The organism is Streptomyces sp. NBC_01210 (genome assembly GCF_036010325.1).
Taxonomy (GTDB): domain Bacteria; phylum Actinomycetota; class Actinomycetes; order Streptomycetales; family Streptomycetaceae; genus Streptomyces.
The window spans coordinates 3,018,741-3,037,091 of record NZ_CP108549.1; the positions used below are offsets into that span (position 1 = coordinate 3,018,741).

Below are 18,351 nucleotides of genomic sequence, written 5' to 3' on the forward strand. Positions count from 1 at the left end.
CGCACTCTGATCACGAGCGGGCAGGTACCGAAGGCCGACCTCCTCGAAGTTTCCCGCCCATGTCGCCGCGTCCACGAAGCCCGATACCGGGGTCGGCCCGAGTGGCGTGTCAGTGAAGGCGACAAAGGGCAGGTGGGCGTGGCACAAGGCTGTCGCAGCTCGTGCCAGCAAGGGCCGAAGCATCGGCGCAGGTCACCGAAGTGCCGACCACCACAGACCGCAACGCTCCGTCCCCTCGCTGGAGAGGAGCGGCCGTTTTCGCGGGCCATCGCATATGTGGTAGGCACAGCGGTGCCGAGGTTCAACAGTCCGTGATCAAGCCTGCCGACGCTGGCGAGCTGCTGGCGAAGCCTGCACGCTGTGACCGACGGCGCCCTGGGCGGGATACCCCGAAGCGATGGCCAGAAATGCCGCCAGGACAGACCCGATTGCCAGCGCAAGGAAGAGACCGTCGTAGCCGCCCAGCACTTTCTTCCCTAAGCCTGCGTGTATGTGCGGTGGCTAGCTGGGCGAAGAAGGAACGCAGTGGTCCGCGGCGCCCTCGTCTGCGCAGTTCGATCTTGCATTTTCCGTGAGCACCACTGCTTCAGCTGACCGGACGGCCGGTGATTAGAATGGCCTCTCATGTCGAAGCCTGACGAACTGCTCGTTGACGTCGCCGCCCTGGTGGAGTCCGGGCACAGCAATCAGATGTCTCTGACCGTGGTCGCCGGTGGTGCTGTCATCACGGGTCGGCTGGCTCCCGAAGCCGTTTGGAGGCAGCGGGTGTCGGAGGTCCTGGCGGACTCGGCCCGCCTGAGCGATTTCTCCGCCGTCTTCACCGCTATTACGTGCAAGGAGGGGCCGCCCACGCATCTGCATTTCCATGTGGCGCGGATTCTGCAGGGCACGGTGGGGATCCCGGAGACGGGCGGGATGTACCGCGTGGCGATCGAGGACGTCAGTGCCTGGACCATGGGCGACTTCAGCTACTCCGACCACTGACCCCCGCCGCGTCGAGAAGCCGCCGGTATGCGGTGAGGGCCCGACCGGCGCATGCCGATCGGGCCCTCACCGCTGTTTTTGTGGCGGCTCGCGCCTGCCGTCGGTCAGACGACCGCGGGGGCGCCGAGCATCGCGGAAGCCTGTTGGAACGGGTTGAGGACGCGCGTGGGCGCGGCGGCCTGGGGAAGGCCGCGGCAGGTGAAGCCGAGCTGGGTCATGGCCCGGAGGACTTCGCCGGCGCTGAAATCGCGGCGGTCCTGGCGCGTGACGACCTGGCCGACCTGCTTGACGGGGTAGGTGCGGCGGCCGATGATCACGGACTCGCCGAAGACCTGCTCGGGCCTGATGCCCTTCATCGATTCCAGGACGCCGCTCTTGGTGAGGTCGAACGGGAAGCGGGCGATGACACAGCGCATGATGCCTCACAAGGAGAAGAACGAAGGGGGATGGTTCTGCCGCGGTGAGGCGGTTCAGCCGGCAAGGGCGAGGACGCCCAGAGCACTGCCTTGTTCGTCGACGACAGGCGGGGCATCGAGCCGGCGGCAGCGCATCGCGTGCTCGGCCGCGGCCATCGTGGTCACGGGCGAGGTGAACGGCCGGCGGTCGCCGAGGATGTCGCGCAGCTGGACCCGGTCCGTGTACGCGGAGCTGTCGCGGACTGCGGCGAGCTGGGCCTGGGTGACCAGTTGGGTGCACAGGCCGTCGTTGTCGCAGACGAGCAGGTGCCCGGTGCGGGCGCTGTCCATGACGGACAGGGCGACCTCGATGGTCATGTCGTCGCAGACCTGCGGTGCGCCTGTGTCCATGGCGTCGGCCGCCGTCCTGTGTACGGGGTGGCATTCGCCGAGCGGGGCTGCATCTGAACCAGCGTCAAAACGTGCCTCCTGCAGAGATGGGTCAGTTTCCTGATCACGAAGGTTCTAGGCCGCCGCATCGAAGGAGGACTGCCGCACGGTCACGCGCCGGGCAGCCGAAGCGGGGCTGCGTCGGCCGCGTGAGGCCGCGCTGCGCTTACGCCGTTCGGCCACCGGCGCGGTGATCGTCACGGGGAAGCCGGAGGGGGTCTGGGCGCCGGTGATCTGGCTGAGTGCCTCTTCGCCGGAGCGGACCTGGGTGGTCTGGGGCACGATGCCGGCGGCCGTCATGAGGCGGGTCATGTCGCGGCGCTGGTTGGGGGTGACCAGGGTGACGACGCTGCCGGACTCGCCGGCCCGCGCGGTACGGCCGCCGCGGTGGAGGTAGTCCTTGTGGTCGGTCGGCGGGTCGACGTTGACGACGAGGTCGAGGTTGTCGACGTGGATGCCGCGCGCCGCGACGTTCGTCGCGACGAGCACGGTGACGTGGCCGGTCTTGAACTGGGCCAGGGTCCGGGTGCGCAGCGGCTGCGACTTCCCGCCGTGCAGGGCGGCGGCCCGGACACCGCTGTTCAGCAGGTCCTGCGTCAGCCGGTCGACGGCGTGCTTGGTGTCCAGGAACATGATCACCCGGCCCTCGCGCGCCGCGATCTCCGTCGTCGTCCGGTGCTTGTCGGCGCCGTGGACGTGCAGCACGTGATGCTCCATCGTGGTGACCGCGCCTGCGGACGGGTCGACGGAGTGGACGACCGGATCGGTGAGGTAGCGGCGGACCAGCCGGTCGACGTTGCGGTCGAGGGTGGCGGAGAACAGCATCCGCTGGCCCTCGGGGCGGACCTGGTCCAAGAGCGAGGTGACCTGGGGCATGAAGCCCATGTCGGCCATCTGATCGGCCTCGTCCAGGACGGTGATCGCGACCTGGTTCAGTCGGCAGTCACCGCGGTCGATGAGGTCCTTGAGGCGGCCCGGCGTCGCGACGACGACCTCGGCGCCACCGCGCAGCGCATTGGCCTGCCTGCCGATCGACATTCCGCCGACGACGGTGGCCAGGCGCAGCTTGACCGAGCGGGCGTAGGGGGTGAGTGCGTCGGTCACCTGCTGCGCTAGCTCGCGGGTGGGAACAAGGATCAGGGCCAGCGGCTGGCGGGGCTCGGCGCGCTGTCCGGCGGTACGGGCCAGCAGGGCCAGGCCGAAGGCGAGGGTCTTGCCGGAGCCGGTGCGCCCGCGTCCCAGGGCGTCGCGGCCCACGAGGGTGTTGGGCAGGGTCGCGCCCTGGATCGGGAACGGGACGCTCACGCCTTGCGCGGTGAGCGCGGCCAGCAACTGCTCGGGCATGTCGAGGTCCGCGAACGCCTCGACCGCGGGCAGCGCGGGAGTGATCGTCTCCGGCAGGGCGAACTCGCCCTGGACCGCTGCGGGCCGCCGGCCGTGGCCGCCAGAGCGGCTCGGACCCCCTGAACGGCTCGGGGCGGGCGAGCCGAAGCGGCCGTTCGTACGTGTGGGGTTCATTGAGAACCTTCCTTGATACGGCACGTATCAAGGAATTCCCGCAGCGGAAGAGCAGCGCGGGGAATCACAAGAACGGGCCGAATAGAATGCGAATCTGGTTTGCAGTGAATCCGGTGCGGGGTGCAGGCAATGAAATGGGTGACGTCATGTGGACGTGAAATCCCGGACGTCGACGGGTGCAGCTCCGTAGAGGCGCGCATCCCTGAGGAAGGGGCGGTGTTGTCCCACAGGTGGCACCACTGCGGGAAATGCCCGCAGCTGGGGCCCGCACCCCGAGGGATGCGGGCCCCAGCTACAAAGTGCGGTCAGCGTCAGGCGAGAACGATGTTCTCGGCCGTCGGGCCCTTCTGGCCCGGCGCGATGTCGAAGGTGACCTTCTGGCCTTCGAGCAGCTCACGGAAGCCCTGGGCGGCGATGTTCGAGAAGTGGGCGAACACGTCAGGGCCGCCACCGTCCTGCTCGATGAAGCCGAAACCCTTGGCTGCGTTGAACCACTTCACGGTGCCTGACGCCATGTCATATCTCCTTTGGGGCAGTACGCCGGGACCCGCGATGCGCGGATACCGGGTCGCCGCGATGATGCCCCGTCCGGAAAATGACCGGCAATACGCAAACGCTTCCAGTGGCTGAAAATACCGGCGAAGGCGCTTGAAGTTTTGGGAACCACAACTGCAACTGAGATCGACAGTAGCATGCGGTAGCGGCCCGCGTACGGTAAATAATTCCAATCTGTTAGTTGCGGTAAAAACACTCCCCGCGTGGCGCGTTAAACCCTCACCTCGCGGTCATAGATATTGATCCACCCGGAGCACAGCGTTTCAGGAAGAGCCTTCACGGCTCGGAGGACACGACTATTTCGGTGACACGATCCGTACCGTTCAGCCCTGCGCCGGCCTCATCGGCCCGTACGCCGGTCCCGACAGGATCAGGGCCGCGCAGCTGTTGCTGCGCGGCCCTGATCACGTGCGCCCCAGATCCCGCCACCGTCGCCTGAAGGCGGCGCCGGCTGTTCGGGTGAACCCGTCGGACAGCAAAGCCTGCCCCCGGGCAGCCGTACCCTCCGAGCGCGGGCGGGAAGGATGTCAGGCGGGGGTGATGTTCTCGGCCTGGGGCCCCTCGGGCCTTAGGTGACATCAAACGTCACGGCCTGGCCTTCCTGGAGCTCACGGAAGCCCGAGGAGTTGATGGCGGAGTAGTGGGCGAAGACGTCCGCGCCGCCGCCGTCCTGGGCGATGAAGGCGAAGCCCTCTCCGCCTTGAACCACTTCACAGTCCCCGTAGCCGTGTCTCATGCCTTCCAGTCGATGAACGCCTCCCACGACATGCGGAAGGCGGAGGTGATCGCCCCTGTTTCCGGCGGCACAGCACAGCAGAATGCCCACGCCGACGACGTGGGCGAAGGGGAACTTCCGAATCATGACAGCTGCAGCAGACGCTAAACGTCCGCACACCCTGTCACCGCAGGAAGCGACCCATGCGTCTCACCCCCGCGCGTGCGGGGCCCGCCGGTACCTGACGGTCGCGCGTCACCTCAGACCGCGGGCGGTGAATTCACCGACTCGGCGGCACGGCGGTATTCGGCGTTGATGCGCTGGGCTTCTTCGAGCTGGTCTTCGAGGATGACGATGCGGCAGGCAGCCTCGATGGGGGTGCCCTGGTCGACGAGCTCACGCGCGCGGGCCGCGATGCGCAGCTGGTAGCGGGAGTAGCGGCGGTGTCCGCCCGCGGAGCGGAGCGGGGTGATCAGGCGGGCTTCGCCGAGGGCGCGGAGGAAGCCCTGGGTGGTGCCGAGCATCTCGGCGGCCCGGCCCATGGTGTAGGCGGGGTAGTCGTCGTCATCGAGACGGCTGAACGAGTCGTCTGCTGTCATTGCACCTCTCTGTGGAACGCGTGGAGGGGCCCTGGTGCCATATGGCACCAGGGCCCCGAAGGAACTGCTACACCATCTGCCGGCCCTGGTACTGCGCCGGCCTTCTGTTTCCGCAGACCCGACCGAGATGCTGTCGGGGGCGCGGGGATCGCGGTTGCCTGACCGGAGACCACCTCACTATCGATGTCCTGCGGTACCCGGGCTCAAGATTCGCCCGGGCGATCCTGATGGCGCTCAACTCCTCCGTTCTTCCCTCTGGATGAGCTACTTACCAAACGGGAACTGCGTACTGCTGGTACTGCGAACTGCTCGTGGCCTCGAACAGCGCCACTCTTCGGCAGCCAGCCCCGTCGCCCGTCCTGCATCTGCTCTGGCTTAGAACCCCACTGCCGAACTTCCCGGTGCGCGCGTCCGCAGCCGACGCCTTCACCGAGGTGCTGCTCACTGACTTCACTGCTGAGTACTTCGAACTGCACTTACGGGTATTGCCACTGCGGTACTGCTCACGGCGCCCCCTGATCACTGCGGGCGCCCGGTCCGGTCGCCAGTCCCGTCGCCGTCCTGCAACAACCCTGGCTTCGGAACTCCACCACCGCACCGTCCTGCGAACTGCGTGTACTGCTGCCCGGCAGTTCGCTTCTGCCGGGCCTTGCTTGATCTCGGCTACGAGAGAAACCATAACCACGCCATCTCCCAATGTCTACTCCGGCCGTCATAGATTTCCGTGCGCTGGTCAGATAGATAGTCGACCTCGACCACAGAAGGGGCACGCGGCTGCCCACTCCAGCCGGGGGCATCCGCTCCGAGCAGCGCCGTTACGCCGGCCTCGACTCCGCGAGCACCACAGTTTCCCCGCCTGACTGCGTGGATGATCGGCCAGGCACGCTCCACAGCAGGGGCTTCGTGCGGGTAACGCCGCAGCCGGCACAAGCACCGGGCAGACAGGACCGGGCCGTGATCGAAGGGGATGAGGGTGTGCGTCCGGCTGTCCAGTTCTACTAGGAGCGGAACGTCTCGCCCGGCAGACGTCCGTCGGCCCAGATGTGCGCGCAGATCATGAGGGCGCTCAGCACCGCGTCGTAGGTCGCTTCCCAGCCGTAACGCTGCATGATGCGCAGGTGCCGGCGCTGGGCGTCGACGACCTCCGGAAGCTGAGCGAGATCGAAGGCCGGCTGGTCGATGTCGGGCGGGCCGATCCAGGTGTTGTGCCGCAGACAGACGTAAGTGTGGTCCGGCAGGAGCCGGACCACACGGCCACCGCGGTGACGGGCATCGCAGAGGTGGCAGCCGGCCTGCGGCGCGTGGCGGAAACATCGCCCAGTCCGGTGGCGGGTTCGCGCAGTTCCGGCAAGGCTCCGGCGAAGGCGTGAACGCCGCGGCCGGTCAGCGCGGCGAGTCGTTCAGGGATGGGAACACGGCGGGCGGCACAGGCGGTTCCGAACGGGTGACCGCGATCCAGAGGGCGTGGGTGCCCAGCCCGTGGAGAGTGGCCAGGCGGCTGACGTAGGATTCGGCGATTTCGTGCCGAGCGGATGGGACTGCGTCGGGCAGCGTGCGCAGGAGCATCAGGCGGCACGCTTCCGTCGGGCGGGCTCGGCCGATGCCGTCTGCTTTTCGGACTGTTCGGCGGCGAAGTCGATGGGGAAGAGCGCCGGAGCTCTTCGGTGATGCGCCCGCTGCCGTCCTCGAGGGCCAGCACTGGGGCGCGTCGATGAGCACCGGTCTTCCCGGCGAGTCCCACAGCCTGTTGGGCGACATCCGGGCAGCGACCCTTCAGAGCCGTTATCAATTCGGGCCGCTTCAGGCCCAGCCCCCTCGTCTGCTCCCGCTTGCGTACCGATGCCGGAGGCGAGCAGACCCGCGAAGGTGATCTTGCTCTCCGGCACCTCAAGACGACAACACAGCGCCCGCTGGAACGCCCCCAGAACGGGCACAGGAGACGGGGGCGCGGGTCCACTACCGACGCCCCCCTCCCCTGCACGTCCCCTCGATCTTGAATTCCAGCCCGCAAGAGGCAGTCCCTCCAGCCAGCAACCACCTTGATCGGCCACATCACCGCAGGTCAGAGAAGTCCTCTACTCCGCGAGCAACAGGAGCTGCACTACGCTCCAACGGCGTGAGCGGCGGATTCTCCCCGTTGAGCCCGAGTTCGCGCTCCAACGCCCCAAGAGAGACGTTTCCGCAGGTCAGGGAACTGCTGTGGTGGGGCGGGTGGGACTCGAACCCACGGCCGACGGATTATGAGTCCGCTGCTCTAACCGGCTGAGCTACCGCCCCTAACGGCGCGTCGCGCACATATGTGCGCGCCGTCTGCCGCAGCATAGCCGCTCATACGATCTCCTGCCTCGGATGGTCGGCAACGCACAATCATGAGGACTGTGCTGCCCGCTGCCCGGTTCCAGAAGAGATCGAAAAGTCGTGCAGGACACACGAAAAAGGACCCCCAAGGGGTCCTCTTCCGGTGTCTGCTCCCCCGGCTGGACTCGAACCAGCAACCCTCCGGTTAACAGCCGAATGCTCTGCCAATTGAGCTACAGGGGATCGCGCTCCCCCGACTGGACTCGAACCAGTAACCTGCCGGTTAACAGCCGGCTGCTCTGCCAATTGAGCTACAGGGGATTGCTGCATGTGCACCGAACGTACCCACCTCAGAGCGTCCTGGGGGGCGTGTGCTCGCTGCGACACATACATTAGCGCAAGCAGGGGGGTGCTCCGCCAATCGGTATGCCCGGGGTGATCTCGGGCCACGCCGGGTAGGCGGGCAGCACCGACGCAAGGGAAGGGTGGCAGCCATGCGGTACAAGCTGACGTTCGTCATCGGAGTGGCAATCGGCTACGTGCTCGGCACTCGTGCCGGCCACGAGCGCTACGAGCAGCTCAAGAAGTCCGCGCGCCAGTTCGCCCAGAACCCCGCCGTGCGCAATGCCGCCGAGTCCGCCGCGCACAACAGCCGCGAGGTGGCGGGCAAGGCCTTCCACACGGTGAGCGAAAAGGTCGGGGAACGGGTACCCGACTCGGTTGCCGAGCGGGTGCGGTCCCTGCGGGAGCGGACCGCGGCCGGTGAGGACGACTGGGGAACGAGCAACACGTGACGAGATACCCCCGCCGGTGCGGCAGAATCTTCTGACATGGGGATAGTCGCCGGGCTGGACAGTTCGTCTGCATTCACGCGCATCGTCGTCTGTGACGCGGACACGGGCGCCGTGCTGCGCCAGGGGTACGCACCGCACCCCGTCGAGGCGAAGGCCACCGAGATAGATCCGCAGGCCTGGCTGCTGTCGCTCGGTGAGGCCGCGACCGGCGGGCTGCTGGAAGGCGTGCAGGCCATCGGGGTGTCCGCGCAGCAGCACGGACTGGTGGCGCTGGACCGCCAGGGCAATCTCGTACGGCCCGCGCTGCTCGGCAACGACAAGCGGGCGCAGGTCGCGGCGGCGGATCTGATCGATGCGCTGGGCGGGCGGCAGGCCTGGGCCGAGGCTGTCGGCTCGGTGCCGCAGGCCGCTCAGCCGGTGGCGAAGCTGCGCTGGATGGCGCGCTCCGAGCCGGAGCTCGCACAGCGGGTCGCGCTGGTGATGCAGCCGCACGACTGGCTGGTGTGGCAGCTGCTCGGCCGGCCGGCCCGCAGGACCACGGACCGCGGCGGCGCCTCCGGCACCGGGTACTGGTCCGCGGGCAGCGGGTCCTACCGGCCCGATCTGGTGGAGCTCGCGCTCGGGCACCAGTGCGCGCTGCCCGAGGTGCTCGGCCCGGCCGAGGCGGCGGGGACGACGCCCGAGGGGCTGCTGATCTCCGCCGGGACCGGCGAGACGATGGCGGCGGCGTTCGGGCTCGGCGTCGGGGCCGGCGACGCGGTGGTGTCGCTGGGGGCTTCGGGTTCCGTGATGGCCGTGCACCATGAGGCGCTGGCCGATCCGAGCGGGATGATTACGTCGTTCGCCGATGCGACCGGGATGCATCTGCCGGTCGTGCACACGCTCAATGCCGTACGGGCGCTGCGTGGAACGGCCGAGCTGCTCGGTCTGGAGGGCCTCGACGAGCTCTCCGCGCAGGCGTTGAAGTCGACGCCTGGATCGTCCGGGCTTGTGCTGCTGCCGTATCTGGAGGGCGAGCGGACTCCGCAACTGCCCCACACCGCGGGAACGCTGAGCGGGCTGCGGCGCGAGTCGATGAAGCCCGAGCATCTGGCGCGGGCCGCGTTCGAGGGCATGCTCTGCTCGCTCGCGGACGCGATGGACGTACTGCGCGGGCGCGGGGTCGACGTACGCAGGGTCTTTCTGTTGGGTGCGGCCGCCGGGCTGCCCGCCGTACAGGCCGCGGCGCCCGCGATCTTCGGGGCGCAGGTCGTCGTACCGCAGCCCGCCGACTATGCGGCGGTGGGCGCGGCCCGGCAGGCCGCCTGGTCGCTCGGCGTCTCGCAGGGGACGCTGTCGCCTGCTGCTCCGCCGGCCTGGCAGGGCGCGGCCGCGCAGGTCTTCGAGCCCGGTGAGGATCTGGCGGTGGGTCAGGCGGTGCGCCAGCAGTACGGTGCGACGCGGGATCAGATTCATCCGAGGGCGTTCAACCCGACTTCTTGACCCCGCCTTGGGTTAATGGCTTGAGATTCCAGGGGTGGAGTGTCGGAAGATGGGGTGACCCCCCGATCTTGCCGACCTCGAGAGACTGCGTGTGCTAATACGACTACTGCGGACGCACCTGCGTCCGTACAAGAAACCCATCGCCCTGCTCGTGGCTCTCCAGCTGCTGCAGACCAGCGCCACCCTCTATCTGCCCACCCTGAACGCGGACATCATTGACAACGGTGTCGTGAAGGGGGACACGGGTTACATCCTGGAGCTCGGCGCGCTCATGATCGCCGTCAGCGTCGTCCAGGTGTTCTGCAACATGGGAGCGGTCTTCTACGGCGCACGGACCGCAGCCGCGCTCGGGCGGGACGTCCGGGCAGCCGTCTTCGACCGGGTGCAGAGCTTCTCCGCGCGGGAGGTCGGACAGTTCGGTGCGCCGTCGCTGATCACGCGTACGACCAATGACGTCCAGCAGGTGCAGATGCTGGTCCTGATGGCGTTCACGCTGATGGTGTCGGCGCCCATCATGTGCGTCGGCGGCATCATCATGGCGCTCGGCCAGGACGTGCCGCTGTCGGCGGTGCTGCTGGCCGTGGTGCCGGTGCTGGGCATCGCGGTGTCGCTGATCGTCAAGAGGATGCGGCCACTGTTCCGCACCATGCAGGAGCGCCTGGACACCGTGAACCGGGTGCTGCGGGAGCAGATCACCGGCAACCGCGTCATTCGCGCCTTCGTACGGGACGAGTACGAGAAGGAGCGCTTCCGCGAGGCCAACAACGAGCTCACGGACGTGTCACTGTCCACCGGCCGGCTGATGGCGCTGATGTTCCCGACCGTCATGACGGTGGTGAATGTGTCGTCCATCGCCGTCGTCTGGTTCGGTGCGCACCGGGTCGACAGCGGCGCCATACAGATCGGCGCGCTGACCGCGTTCCTCGCGTATCTGATGCAGATCGTGATGGCCGTGATGATGGCCACCTTCATGTTCATGATGGTGCCGCGCGCCGAGGTCTGTGCCGAGCGGATCGAGGAGGTCCTGGGCACGGATTCGAGCGTGGTGCCGCCGACCGAGCCGGTACGGCAGCTGCGCAGGCACGGGCATCTGGAGGTACGGAACGTCGAGTTCCGCTACCCGGGGGCCGAGGAGTCGGTGCTACGGAGCGTCGAACTGGTGGCGCGGCCCGGCGAGACGACCGCGATCATCGGGTCGACGGGCAGCGGCAAGTCGACGCTGCTCGGGCTCGTACCGCGGCTGTTCGATGTGACGGGCGGCGAGGTGCTCGTCGACGGCGTGGATGTGCGCGAACTCGATCCGGCGCTGATGGCGAAGACGGTGGGGCTCGTGCCCCAGAAGCCGTATCTCTTCTCCGGGACCGTGGCCACCAATCTGCGGTACGGCAAGCCCGGCGCGAGCGACGAAGAGCTGTGGCAGGCCCTCGAGGTGGCGCAGGCCGCAGACTTCGTACGGGAGCTGGAAGCCGGGCTGAACGCGCCGATCGCACAGGGCGGGACCAATGTCTCCGGCGGCCAGCGGCAGCGGCTCGCGATCGCCAGGACGCTGGTGCAGCGGCCCGAGATCTATCTCTTCGACGACTCCTTCTCGGCGCTGGACTACGCCACGGACGCGGCATTGCGCCGGGCGCTGGCGCTCGAGACCGCGGAGTCGACCGTGGTGATCGTCGCCCAGCGGGTGTCCACCATCCGTGACGCCGACCGGATCGTGGTTCTGGACGAGGGGCAGGTCGTGGGGACGGGAAGCCATCACGAGCTGATGGAGAGCAACGAGACCTACCGCGAGATCGTGCTCTCGCAGCTGACGGAGGCTGAGGCCGCATGAGCGGGCCGGGCGGACGCATGATGATGGGCCCCACCGAGCGGTCCATGGACTTCAAGGGCTCGGGCAAGCGGCTGCTGCGGCAGCTCGCGCCGGAGCGGGCCACGCTGTGGACGATGCTCGGCGCGGGTGTGCTGAGCGTCGCGTTCTCGGTGGTCGGCCCGAAGATATTGGGGCAGGCGACGGACCTGGTCTTCGCAGGGGTCGTCGGCCGTGGGATGCCGGCCGGGACCAGCAAGGACCAGGCGATCGAGAGCCTGCGGGACAAGGGCAGCGGCGGACTGGCCGACATGCTCTCCGGGGTGGACTTCACGCCGGGCAACGGCATCGACTTCGACGCCGTGGGCAAGGTGCTGCTGATCGCGCTGGCGGTGTACGTGGCCGCCGGGCTGCTGATGCTGGTGTCGACGCGGATGTCGATCCGGGTGATCAACAGGACGATGTACCGGATGCGCGCGGACGTACAGGCGAAGCTGTCGCGGCTGCCGCTGTCGTACTTCGACCGGGCCAAGCGCGGCGAGGTGCTCAGCCGGGCGACGAACGACATGGACAACATCTCGCAGACCATGCAGCAGACCATGGGACAGCTGATCAACTCGCTGCTGACCATCCTGGGTGTGCTGGCGATGATGTTCTGGATCTCGCCGCTGCTGGCGCTGGTCGCGCTGGTGACGGTGCCGGTGTCGGTCTTTGTGGCGACAAAGGTCGGCAAGCGTTCGCAGCCGCAGTTCGTGCAGCAGTGGAAGTCCACGGGCAAGCTCAACGCCCATATCGAGGAGATGTACACCGGCCATGCGCTGGTGAAGATCTTCGGACGGCAGGACGAGTCGGCGCAGGCCTTCGCCGAGCAGAACGAGGCGCTGTACGAGGCTGGTTTCAAGGCCCAGTTCAACAGCGGCATCATGCAGCCGCTGATGTTCTTCGTCTCCAACCTCAACTATGTGCTGGTGGCGGTCGTCGGCGGGCTGCGGGTCGCGTCCGGGTCGCTGTCGATCGGCGATGTGCAGGCGTTCATCCAGTACTCGCGCCAGTTCTCGATGCCGCTGACGCAGGTCGCGTCGATGGCGAACATGGTGCAGTCGGGCGTCGCCTCGGCCGAGCGGATCTTCGAGCTGCTGGACGCGGAGGAGCAGGAGCCGGACTCCTCCTCGGTCGAGCGGCCGAAGCAGCTGCGCGGTCAGGTGTCGCTGGAGAAGGTGGCCTTCCGGTACGAGCCGGAGAAGCCGCTCATCGAGGATCTGTCGCTGAGCGTCGAGCCCGGTCACACGGTCGCGATCGTCGGGCCGACCGGCGCGGGCAAGACCACGCTGGTGAATCTGCTGATGCGGTTCTACGAGGTGACGGGCGGCCGGATCAGCCTGGACGGCGTGGACGTGGCGAAGATGTCACGCGAGGAACTGCGGTCCGGGATAGGCATGGTGCTCCAGGACACCTGGCTGTTCGGCGGCACCATCGCGGAGAACATCGCCTACGGAGCCTCCCGCGAGGTGACCCGGGAGGAGATCGAGGAGGCGGCGCGGGCCGCCCACGCGGACCGGTTCGTACGGACCCTGCCCGACGGCTACGACACGGTGATCGACGACGAGGGCTCGGGCGTGAGCGCGGGCGAGAAGCAGCTGATCACCATCGCGCGGGCGTTCCTCTCCGACCCCGTGATCCTGGTGCTCGACGAGGCGACCAGCTCGGTCGACACCCGTACCGAGGTGCTCATCCAGAAGGCGATGGCGCGCCTGGCCCACGGCCGTACGAGCTTTGTCATCGCGCACCGGCTCTCCACCATCCGGGACGCGGATGTGATCCTGGTGATGGAGAACGGCGCGATCGTCGAACAGGGCACGCACGACGAGCTGTTGGCGGCGGACGGCGCGTATGCGCGGCTGTACGCGGCCCAGTTCGCGCAGGCGGTCGTGAAGGTGGAGTGAGCGGCTCCGCCCCAGACCCCGTACGGCCTTCGGCCGTGTCCGCAAACGCCGGACGGGCTTGGTCTTCCAGCCTCGGCGGCGAAACTCAGCCCCTCCGGCGTTTGAGTAGCGGGGCTTGGGGCGGAGCCGCAACAGGAGCCCCGCCGGCGATTGAGGCGCATCAGTCCAGGTAGCCGCGCAGTTGGTCGGCGAAGGCGTGGTCGCGCAGCTTGTTGAGGGTCTTGGATTCGATCTGGCGGATACGTTCGCGTGTCACGCCGAAGATCCGGCCGATCTCTTCGAGCGTGCGCGGCCGGCCGTCGGCCAGTCCGTACCGCAGCTGGACGACTTTCCGTTCGCGCTCGCCGAGGGTGGAGAGGACCGCCTCGAGGTGCTCGCGCAGCAGCAGGAAGGCGGCGGACTCCACGGGGGACGCGGCGTCGCCGTCCTCGATGAGATCGCCGAGTGCGACGTCGTCCTCCTCCCCCACCGGGGCGTGCAGGGAGACCGGCTCCTGGGCGAGCCGCAGCACCTCGCTGACCCGCTCGGAGGGCAGGTCGAGGTGGATGGCGACCTCTTCGGGGGTGGGTTCGTAGCCGCGCTCCTGGAGCATCCGGCGCTGGACCCGTACGACCCGGTTGATCAGCTCGACGACATGGACCGGCACCCGGATGGTGCGTGCCTGGTCCGCGAGGGCCCGGGACATGGCCTGGCGGATCCACCAGGTCGCGTAGGTCGAGAACTTGTAGCCGCGGGCGTAGTCGAACTTCTCGACTGCCCTGATCAGGCCCAGGTTTCCCTCCTGGACGAGGTCGAGCATGGTCAGTCCGCGGCCGACATAGCGCTTGGCGACGGAGACGACGAGCCGGAGGTTGGCCTCGATCAGCCGGCGCTTGGCCATCCGGCCCATGACGACCAACTTGTCCAGATCGATGGCGAGTTGGGAGTCCAGGTCGGGAGTGCTGAGGAGCTTCTCCTCGGCGAACAGGCCTGCCTCGACGCGACGCGCGAGATCGACCTCCTCGACGGCTGTGAGCAGGGGAATCCTGCCGATCTCCCGCAGATACTGCCGGAAGAGATCGGACGAGGGCCCACCGCTGTCCGCCCGGCTGCCGGCCCGCGACCCGGGAGGTTCGGGCACTTCCACCGGATCCTCGACAACGGTCTCCGGGACCGCTTCTGGTACCGCCTCGGGGTGATGTACGGCCCGGCTCTGCGCGGGGACCTGCGCGGAGACGGCCGCGACAGAGTCGGTCTCGGTCAGGGTCTGGGTCTGCACGGGGGCGACCTCCAGGGTGATCGCTGCCGGTTCGGGGGCGTGCGGCAGCGGGACGGAGGCGGCCGGGCCGCTTTCCGTCCCGTACACGATGAGCGGATCCGCGGGGGTCAGGGGCCCACTGCGAGTGGACCGGCCGCGCTCCGAGGACTCAGGCACCGCACCCCAGTGTGGGGTACGACACATCGCTGCCACGAGGGGCGTGCGGTGACTTTTTGAGTCCCGTGCGTGACCGGGTGGTTACCGAAGGGGGCTGGAGATGGGCTGGAGATGGGCTAGAGAGCGTCCGCGCCCTGGTTGCGGAGGGACTGGGCGTACTGCTGGAGCACCCAGAGTTCGTTCGCCACGGCCGTGTGGTGCTCCGGGTCGGCGTTCGGGCCGAGGCGGGCGAGGGTGCCCTGGACGTCGCCGATGCGGCGGTCGACCGCGCGCAGGCGGACCTGGACCAACTGTGTGCCGGCGTAGGTCTCGTCGACCGTCCTGGCGTGGATGGCTTCCACGGCGAGCTCGGTGACCATGGCCCGCACCGTGTCGTTCGGTGCGGCGTCGCGGACCCCGGCGAGGTAGTCGGGGCTGTCCTGGGTGCCCTGTTCGGCGCCGCCCGCCTCCGCGATGGTCTGGCGGACCGCGGCGTACGGCGGGGCGGTGAACTCGTCGACGCCGTACGCGTCGAAGGCCGGGGAGACCAGGCCCGGGTGCTGGAGCGCGAGCTTGAGCAGCTCGCGTTCGGTGCGGTGGGCGGGGCTGCGCAGATTGAGGGCGGGGCCCGCCGGGGTCCGCGGGGCGCCCTGCTGCTCGTACGACTGCGGGGCGCGGGACGGCGTCGCCGGGCCGCGGCCGCCGCGGTCGCGGGCCCAGCGCGCCAGCTGGGCGACGCGCTTGACGACGAACTGGGTGTCGAGGATGCCGAGGATGCCGGCGAGCTGCACCGCCGACTCGTGCTGGATGGCGATGTTCTTGATGCCGGCGACGATCGGCGCGGACTCGTCCAGCGCGGCGGCCCGGCCCGCGGGCGTCTCGAGGTTGTGGCGCATCACGCTGTGGCGGATCGCGAACTCGAAGAGCGGCGTGCGGGTTTCGACCAGCTTCTGCACCGCGTCGTCGCCCTCCGCGAGGCGCAGCTCGCAGGGGTCCATACCGCCCGGCGTGATCGCGATGGAGGTCTCCGCGGCGAACTTCTGGTCGTCCTCGAAGGCTCGCAGCGCGGCTTTCTGGCCTGCCGCGTCGCCGTCGAAGGTGAAGATGACCTCGGCGGTGGCGTTGTCCATCAGCAGCCGGCGAAGGATCTTGATGTGGTCGCCGCCGAAGGCCGTGCCACAGGTCGCGATGGCGGTGGTGACGCCGGCGAGATGGCAGGCCATGACGTCGGTGTAGCCCTCGACGACCACGGCCCTGCTGGTCTTGGCGATCTCCTTCTTGGCGAGATCGATGCCGTACAGCATCTGGGACTTCTTGTAGATGCCCGTCTCAGGCGTGTTGAGGTACTTCGGGCCGTTGTCGCTCTCGTACAGCTTGCGCGCGCCGAAGCCGACGACATCGCCGGAGATGTCGCGGATCGGCCACATCAGCCGGCCGCGGAAGCGGTCGATGGGGCCGCGGCGGCCGTCCTGGGAGAGGCCGGAGAGGATCAGCTCCTTGTCGCTGAAGCCCTTGCCGCGCAGGAAGCGGGTGAGGTGGTCCCAGCCCTGCGGGCTGTAGCCGACGCTGAAGTGCTGGGCCGCGGCCTGGTCGAAGCCGCGCTCGGCGAGGAACTTGCGGCCGGTCTCGGCCTCGGAGCCGGTCTCCAGCTGCTCGATGTAGAACTGCGCCGCGATCTTGTGCGCCTCCACCAGGCGGATGCGCTCGCCGCGCTGATGAGTGGGGTTGTATCCGCCCTCCTCGTAGCGCAGGGTGATGCCCGCCGTCGCGGCGAGGCGCTCGACCGTCTCCGAGAAGGTGAGATGGTCGATCTTCATCACGAAGGCGATCGTGTCGCCGCCCTCCTGGCAGCCGAAGCAGTGGAAGAGACCCTTGCTCGGGCTGACCTGGAAGGAGGGGGACTTCTCGTCGTGGAAGGGGCAGAGACCCTTGAGGTTTCCGCCGCCTGCATTGCGCAGCTGGAGGTACTCGGAAACGACGGCGTCGATCGGGACCGCGTCCCGTACCGCCTTCACGTCGTCATCGTTGATCCTGCCTGCCACGCGTGAAGTCTACGGTGGCGCTGTGACACTCCCGTCAGCTGTTGAGGGATGTCAGCGGTACGGACGGGTCGCCGAGGGCCTCGGGGTCCACGGGTGTTCCGCTGCGGATCAGCTGCTGGATGGGATCGGTGACGTCCCACACATTGACGTTCATCCCGGCAAGCACTCTGCGGTCCTTCAGCCAGAACGCGATGAACTCCCGCTTTCCGACGTCGCCGCGGAGAACGACCTGGTCGTAGGAGCCGGGCGGCGCCCAGCCGGAGTACTCCAGGCCCAGGTCGTACTGGTCGGAGAAGAAGTACGGGATGCGGTCGTACGAAACGTCCTGGCCGAGCATCGCGCGGGCGGCGGCGGGTCCGCCATTGAGGGCGTTCGCCCAGTGCTCCACGCGCAGCCGGGAGTCGAGGAGCGGATGGTGGGCGGCCGCGACGTCGCCCGCGGCATAGATGTCGGGGTCGGAGGTGCGCAGGCCCGCGTCGACGGCGATACCGCCGCCGTGGCCCCGGTCGGCGAGCGCGAGGCCGGCGCTTTCGGCGAGTGCGGCGCGGGGGGCGGCTCCGATCGCGGCGAGGACGTCGTGGGCCGGGTGTTCCTCGCCGTCGTCGGTACGGACAGCGAGCACCATGCCGTCCTGCCCGGTGATCTCGGTCAGGCGGGCGCCGAAGTGGAAGCGGACACCGTGCTCACGGTGCAGCTCGGTGAAGACCTGGCCCAGCTCGGGGCCGATGACCTGGTGAAGCGGGGTGGCCTCCGGTTCGACGACGGTGACCTCGGCGCCGTAGCCGCGGGCGGCCGCCGCGACCTCCAGACCGATCCAGCCCGCACCCGCGATGACCAGCTTGCCGTTGTCGCGGCCCAGGGCCGTGAGCACCTGGCGCAGCCGGTCGGCATGGGCGAGGCGGCGCAGATGGTGGACGCCGGCCAGGTCGGTGCCGGGGATGTCGAGGCGGCGCGGCTCGGCGCCGGTGGCGAGCAGGAGTTTGTCGTAGTGGAGGACGGTGCCCTCGCCCATCCGTACGGACTTGGCGTCGCGGTCGATGGCGACGACGGTCTGGCCGAGGTGCAGCTCGACGTCGGCCTGCGCGTACCAGGCGGGTTCATGGACGAAGACGCTGTCGCGCTCCTCCTTGCCCGACAGATAGCCCTTGGACAGGGGCGGGCGTTCATAGGGGTGGTCGCGCTCGTCACCGATGAGGATCACTCGTCCGGTGAACCCTTCGGCGCGGAGGGTCTCGGCGGCCTTGGCTCCGGCCAGTCCACCGCCGACGATGACGAATGTCCGATGTGCGTCGACCACTTGATGCCTCCTCTTTGCTTCTACGCCGTTCAGCCTTCAGCGAGCGTCCCGCACGGAGCGTGATGGCGGAAGAGGGAGTGGTCCC

13 protein-coding genes, 3 tRNA genes and 2 pseudogenes are annotated in these 18,351 nt (G+C 68.4%); 5 read left to right on the forward strand and 13 right to left on the reverse strand.

From position 1 onward, the window contains the following. Positions 1-624: 624 nt before the first annotated feature. Complete coding sequence (locus OG735_RS13695) at positions 625-984, forward strand: hypothetical protein (RefSeq protein WP_327323452.1); 360 nt, start codon at positions 625-627, stop codon at positions 982-984. A gap of 104 nt (positions 985-1,088) precedes the next feature. On the opposite strand, the gene OG735_RS13700 is transcribed toward OG735_RS13695, so the two are convergent. From OG735_RS13700 to OG735_RS13745, 10 genes and pseudogenes are all read right to left on the reverse strand, one after another. Further along, positions 1,089-1,400, reverse strand: coding sequence for an SCO5918 family protein (locus OG735_RS13700; protein ID WP_326654295.1), 312 nt, complete (start codon positions 1,398-1,400; stop codon positions 1,089-1,091). Positions 1,401-1,454: 54 nt separating this feature from the next. After that, positions 1,455-1,858: pseudogene (locus tag OG735_RS13705) on the reverse strand (CBS domain-containing protein). A gap of 46 nt (positions 1,859-1,904) precedes the next feature. After that, entirely contained in the window at positions 1,905-3,347 is a 1,443-nt protein-coding gene (locus OG735_RS13710) for a DEAD/DEAH box helicase (RefSeq protein ID WP_327323453.1), read from the reverse strand. A 311-nt stretch (positions 3,348-3,658) separates the two neighbouring features. Further along, the gene (locus OG735_RS13715; protein ID WP_266516097.1) at positions 3,659-3,862 is read right to left on the reverse strand and encodes a cold-shock protein; all 204 of its coding nucleotides are present in this window, start codon (positions 3,860-3,862) and stop codon (positions 3,659-3,661) included. Positions 3,863-4,429: 567 nt separating this feature from the next. Beyond that, positions 4,430-4,616, reverse strand: a pseudogene (locus OG735_RS13720) (cold shock domain-containing protein). Between the two features lie 261 nt (positions 4,617-4,877). Continuing rightward, the gene (locus OG735_RS13725; protein WP_327323454.1) at positions 4,878-5,216 is read right to left on the reverse strand and encodes a MerR family transcriptional regulator; all 339 of its coding nucleotides are present in this window, start codon (positions 5,214-5,216) and stop codon (positions 4,878-4,880) included. 998 nt (positions 5,217-6,214) lie between these two features. Continuing rightward, positions 6,215-6,466 carry a hypothetical protein gene (locus tag OG735_RS13730; protein WP_327323455.1) on the reverse strand — a complete coding sequence of 84 codons (252 nt, stop codon included), beginning with the start codon at positions 6,464-6,466 and terminating at the stop codon, positions 6,215-6,217. A 950-nt stretch (positions 6,467-7,416) separates the two neighbouring features. Further along, a tRNA-Ile gene (locus OG735_RS13735) sits at positions 7,417-7,493 on the reverse strand. Between the two features lie 191 nt (positions 7,494-7,684). After that, a tRNA-Asn gene (locus OG735_RS13740) sits at positions 7,685-7,757 on the reverse strand. Positions 7,758-7,762: 5 nt separating this feature from the next. Continuing rightward, positions 7,763-7,835: transfer RNA gene (locus OG735_RS13745), tRNA-Asn, on the reverse strand. A 173-nt stretch (positions 7,836-8,008) separates the two neighbouring features. On the opposite strand from OG735_RS13745, the gene OG735_RS13750 reads away from it, so the two are divergent. The 4 genes from OG735_RS13750 (at position 8,009) to OG735_RS13765 (ending at position 13,534) form a co-directional block, all read left to right on the forward strand. After that, the gene (locus tag OG735_RS13750) at positions 8,009-8,308 is read left to right on the forward strand and encodes a YtxH domain-containing protein (RefSeq protein ID WP_327323456.1); all 300 of its coding nucleotides are present in this window, start codon (positions 8,009-8,011) and stop codon (positions 8,306-8,308) included. A 36-nt stretch (positions 8,309-8,344) separates the two neighbouring features. Beyond that, the gene (locus OG735_RS13755; protein WP_327323457.1) at positions 8,345-9,790 is read left to right on the forward strand and encodes an FGGY family carbohydrate kinase; all 1,446 of its coding nucleotides are present in this window, start codon (positions 8,345-8,347) and stop codon (positions 9,788-9,790) included. A gap of 91 nt (positions 9,791-9,881) precedes the next feature. Continuing rightward, positions 9,882-11,615: an ABC transporter ATP-binding protein gene (locus tag OG735_RS13760; RefSeq protein WP_327323458.1), complete on the forward strand. Its 1,734-nt coding sequence runs from the start codon at positions 9,882-9,884 to the stop codon at positions 11,613-11,615. Then, on the forward strand, positions 11,612-13,534 hold the full coding sequence (locus OG735_RS13765; protein WP_327323459.1) for an ABC transporter ATP-binding protein: 1,923 nt from the start codon (positions 11,612-11,614) through the stop codon (positions 13,532-13,534). Before OG735_RS13760 ends, OG735_RS13765 begins: the two co-directional genes overlap by 4 nt. A gap of 160 nt (positions 13,535-13,694) precedes the next feature. Here OG735_RS13765 and OG735_RS13770 read toward each other — a convergent pair whose 3' ends face one another. The 3 genes from OG735_RS13770 to OG735_RS13780 form a co-directional block, all read right to left on the reverse strand. Beyond that, positions 13,695-14,948, reverse strand: a complete 1,254-nt coding sequence (locus tag OG735_RS13770) for an RNA polymerase sigma factor (RefSeq protein ID WP_327323460.1) — start codon at positions 14,946-14,948, stop codon at positions 13,695-13,697. 116 nt (positions 14,949-15,064) lie between these two features. Then, positions 15,065-16,969 (reverse strand): DNA primase, encoded by a 1,905-nt coding sequence (gene dnaG / locus OG735_RS13775; RefSeq protein ID WP_327323461.1) that lies wholly within the window; start codon positions 16,967-16,969, stop codon positions 15,065-15,067. Positions 16,970-17,003: 34 nt separating this feature from the next. Continuing rightward, on the reverse strand, positions 17,004-18,266 hold the full coding sequence (locus OG735_RS13780) for an NAD(P)/FAD-dependent oxidoreductase (protein WP_327323462.1): 1,263 nt from the start codon (positions 18,264-18,266) through the stop codon (positions 17,004-17,006). Between the last annotated feature and the right edge of the window lie 85 nt (positions 18,267-18,351).

What these genes read in the sequence shown, in the direction of transcription:
- OG735_RS13715 (WP_266516097.1), bottom strand. Translation starts at nt 3,862, where the DNA reads ATGGCGTCAGGCACCGTGAAGTGGTTCAACGCAGCCAAGGGTTTCGGC.
- OG735_RS13725 (WP_327323454.1), bottom strand. Translation starts at nt 5,216, where the DNA reads ATGACAGCAGACGACTCGTTCAGCCGTCTCGATGACGACGACTACCCC.
- OG735_RS13695 (WP_327323452.1), top strand. Translation starts at nt 625, where the DNA reads ATGTCGAAGCCTGACGAACTGCTCGTTGACGTCGCCGCCCTGGTGGAG.
- OG735_RS13710 (WP_327323453.1), bottom strand. Translation starts at nt 3,347, where the DNA reads ATGAACCCCACACGTACGAACGGCCGCTTCGGCTCGCCCGCCCCGAGC.
- OG735_RS13765 (WP_327323459.1), top strand. Translation starts at nt 11,612, where the DNA reads ATGAGCGGGCCGGGCGGACGCATGATGATGGGCCCCACCGAGCGGTCC.
- OG735_RS13750 (WP_327323456.1), top strand. Translation starts at nt 8,009, where the DNA reads ATGCGGTACAAGCTGACGTTCGTCATCGGAGTGGCAATCGGCTACGTG.
- OG735_RS13755 (WP_327323457.1), top strand. Translation starts at nt 8,345, where the DNA reads ATGGGGATAGTCGCCGGGCTGGACAGTTCGTCTGCATTCACGCGCATC.
- OG735_RS13700 (WP_326654295.1), bottom strand. Translation starts at nt 1,400, where the DNA reads ATGCGCTGTGTCATCGCCCGCTTCCCGTTCGACCTCACCAAGAGCGGC.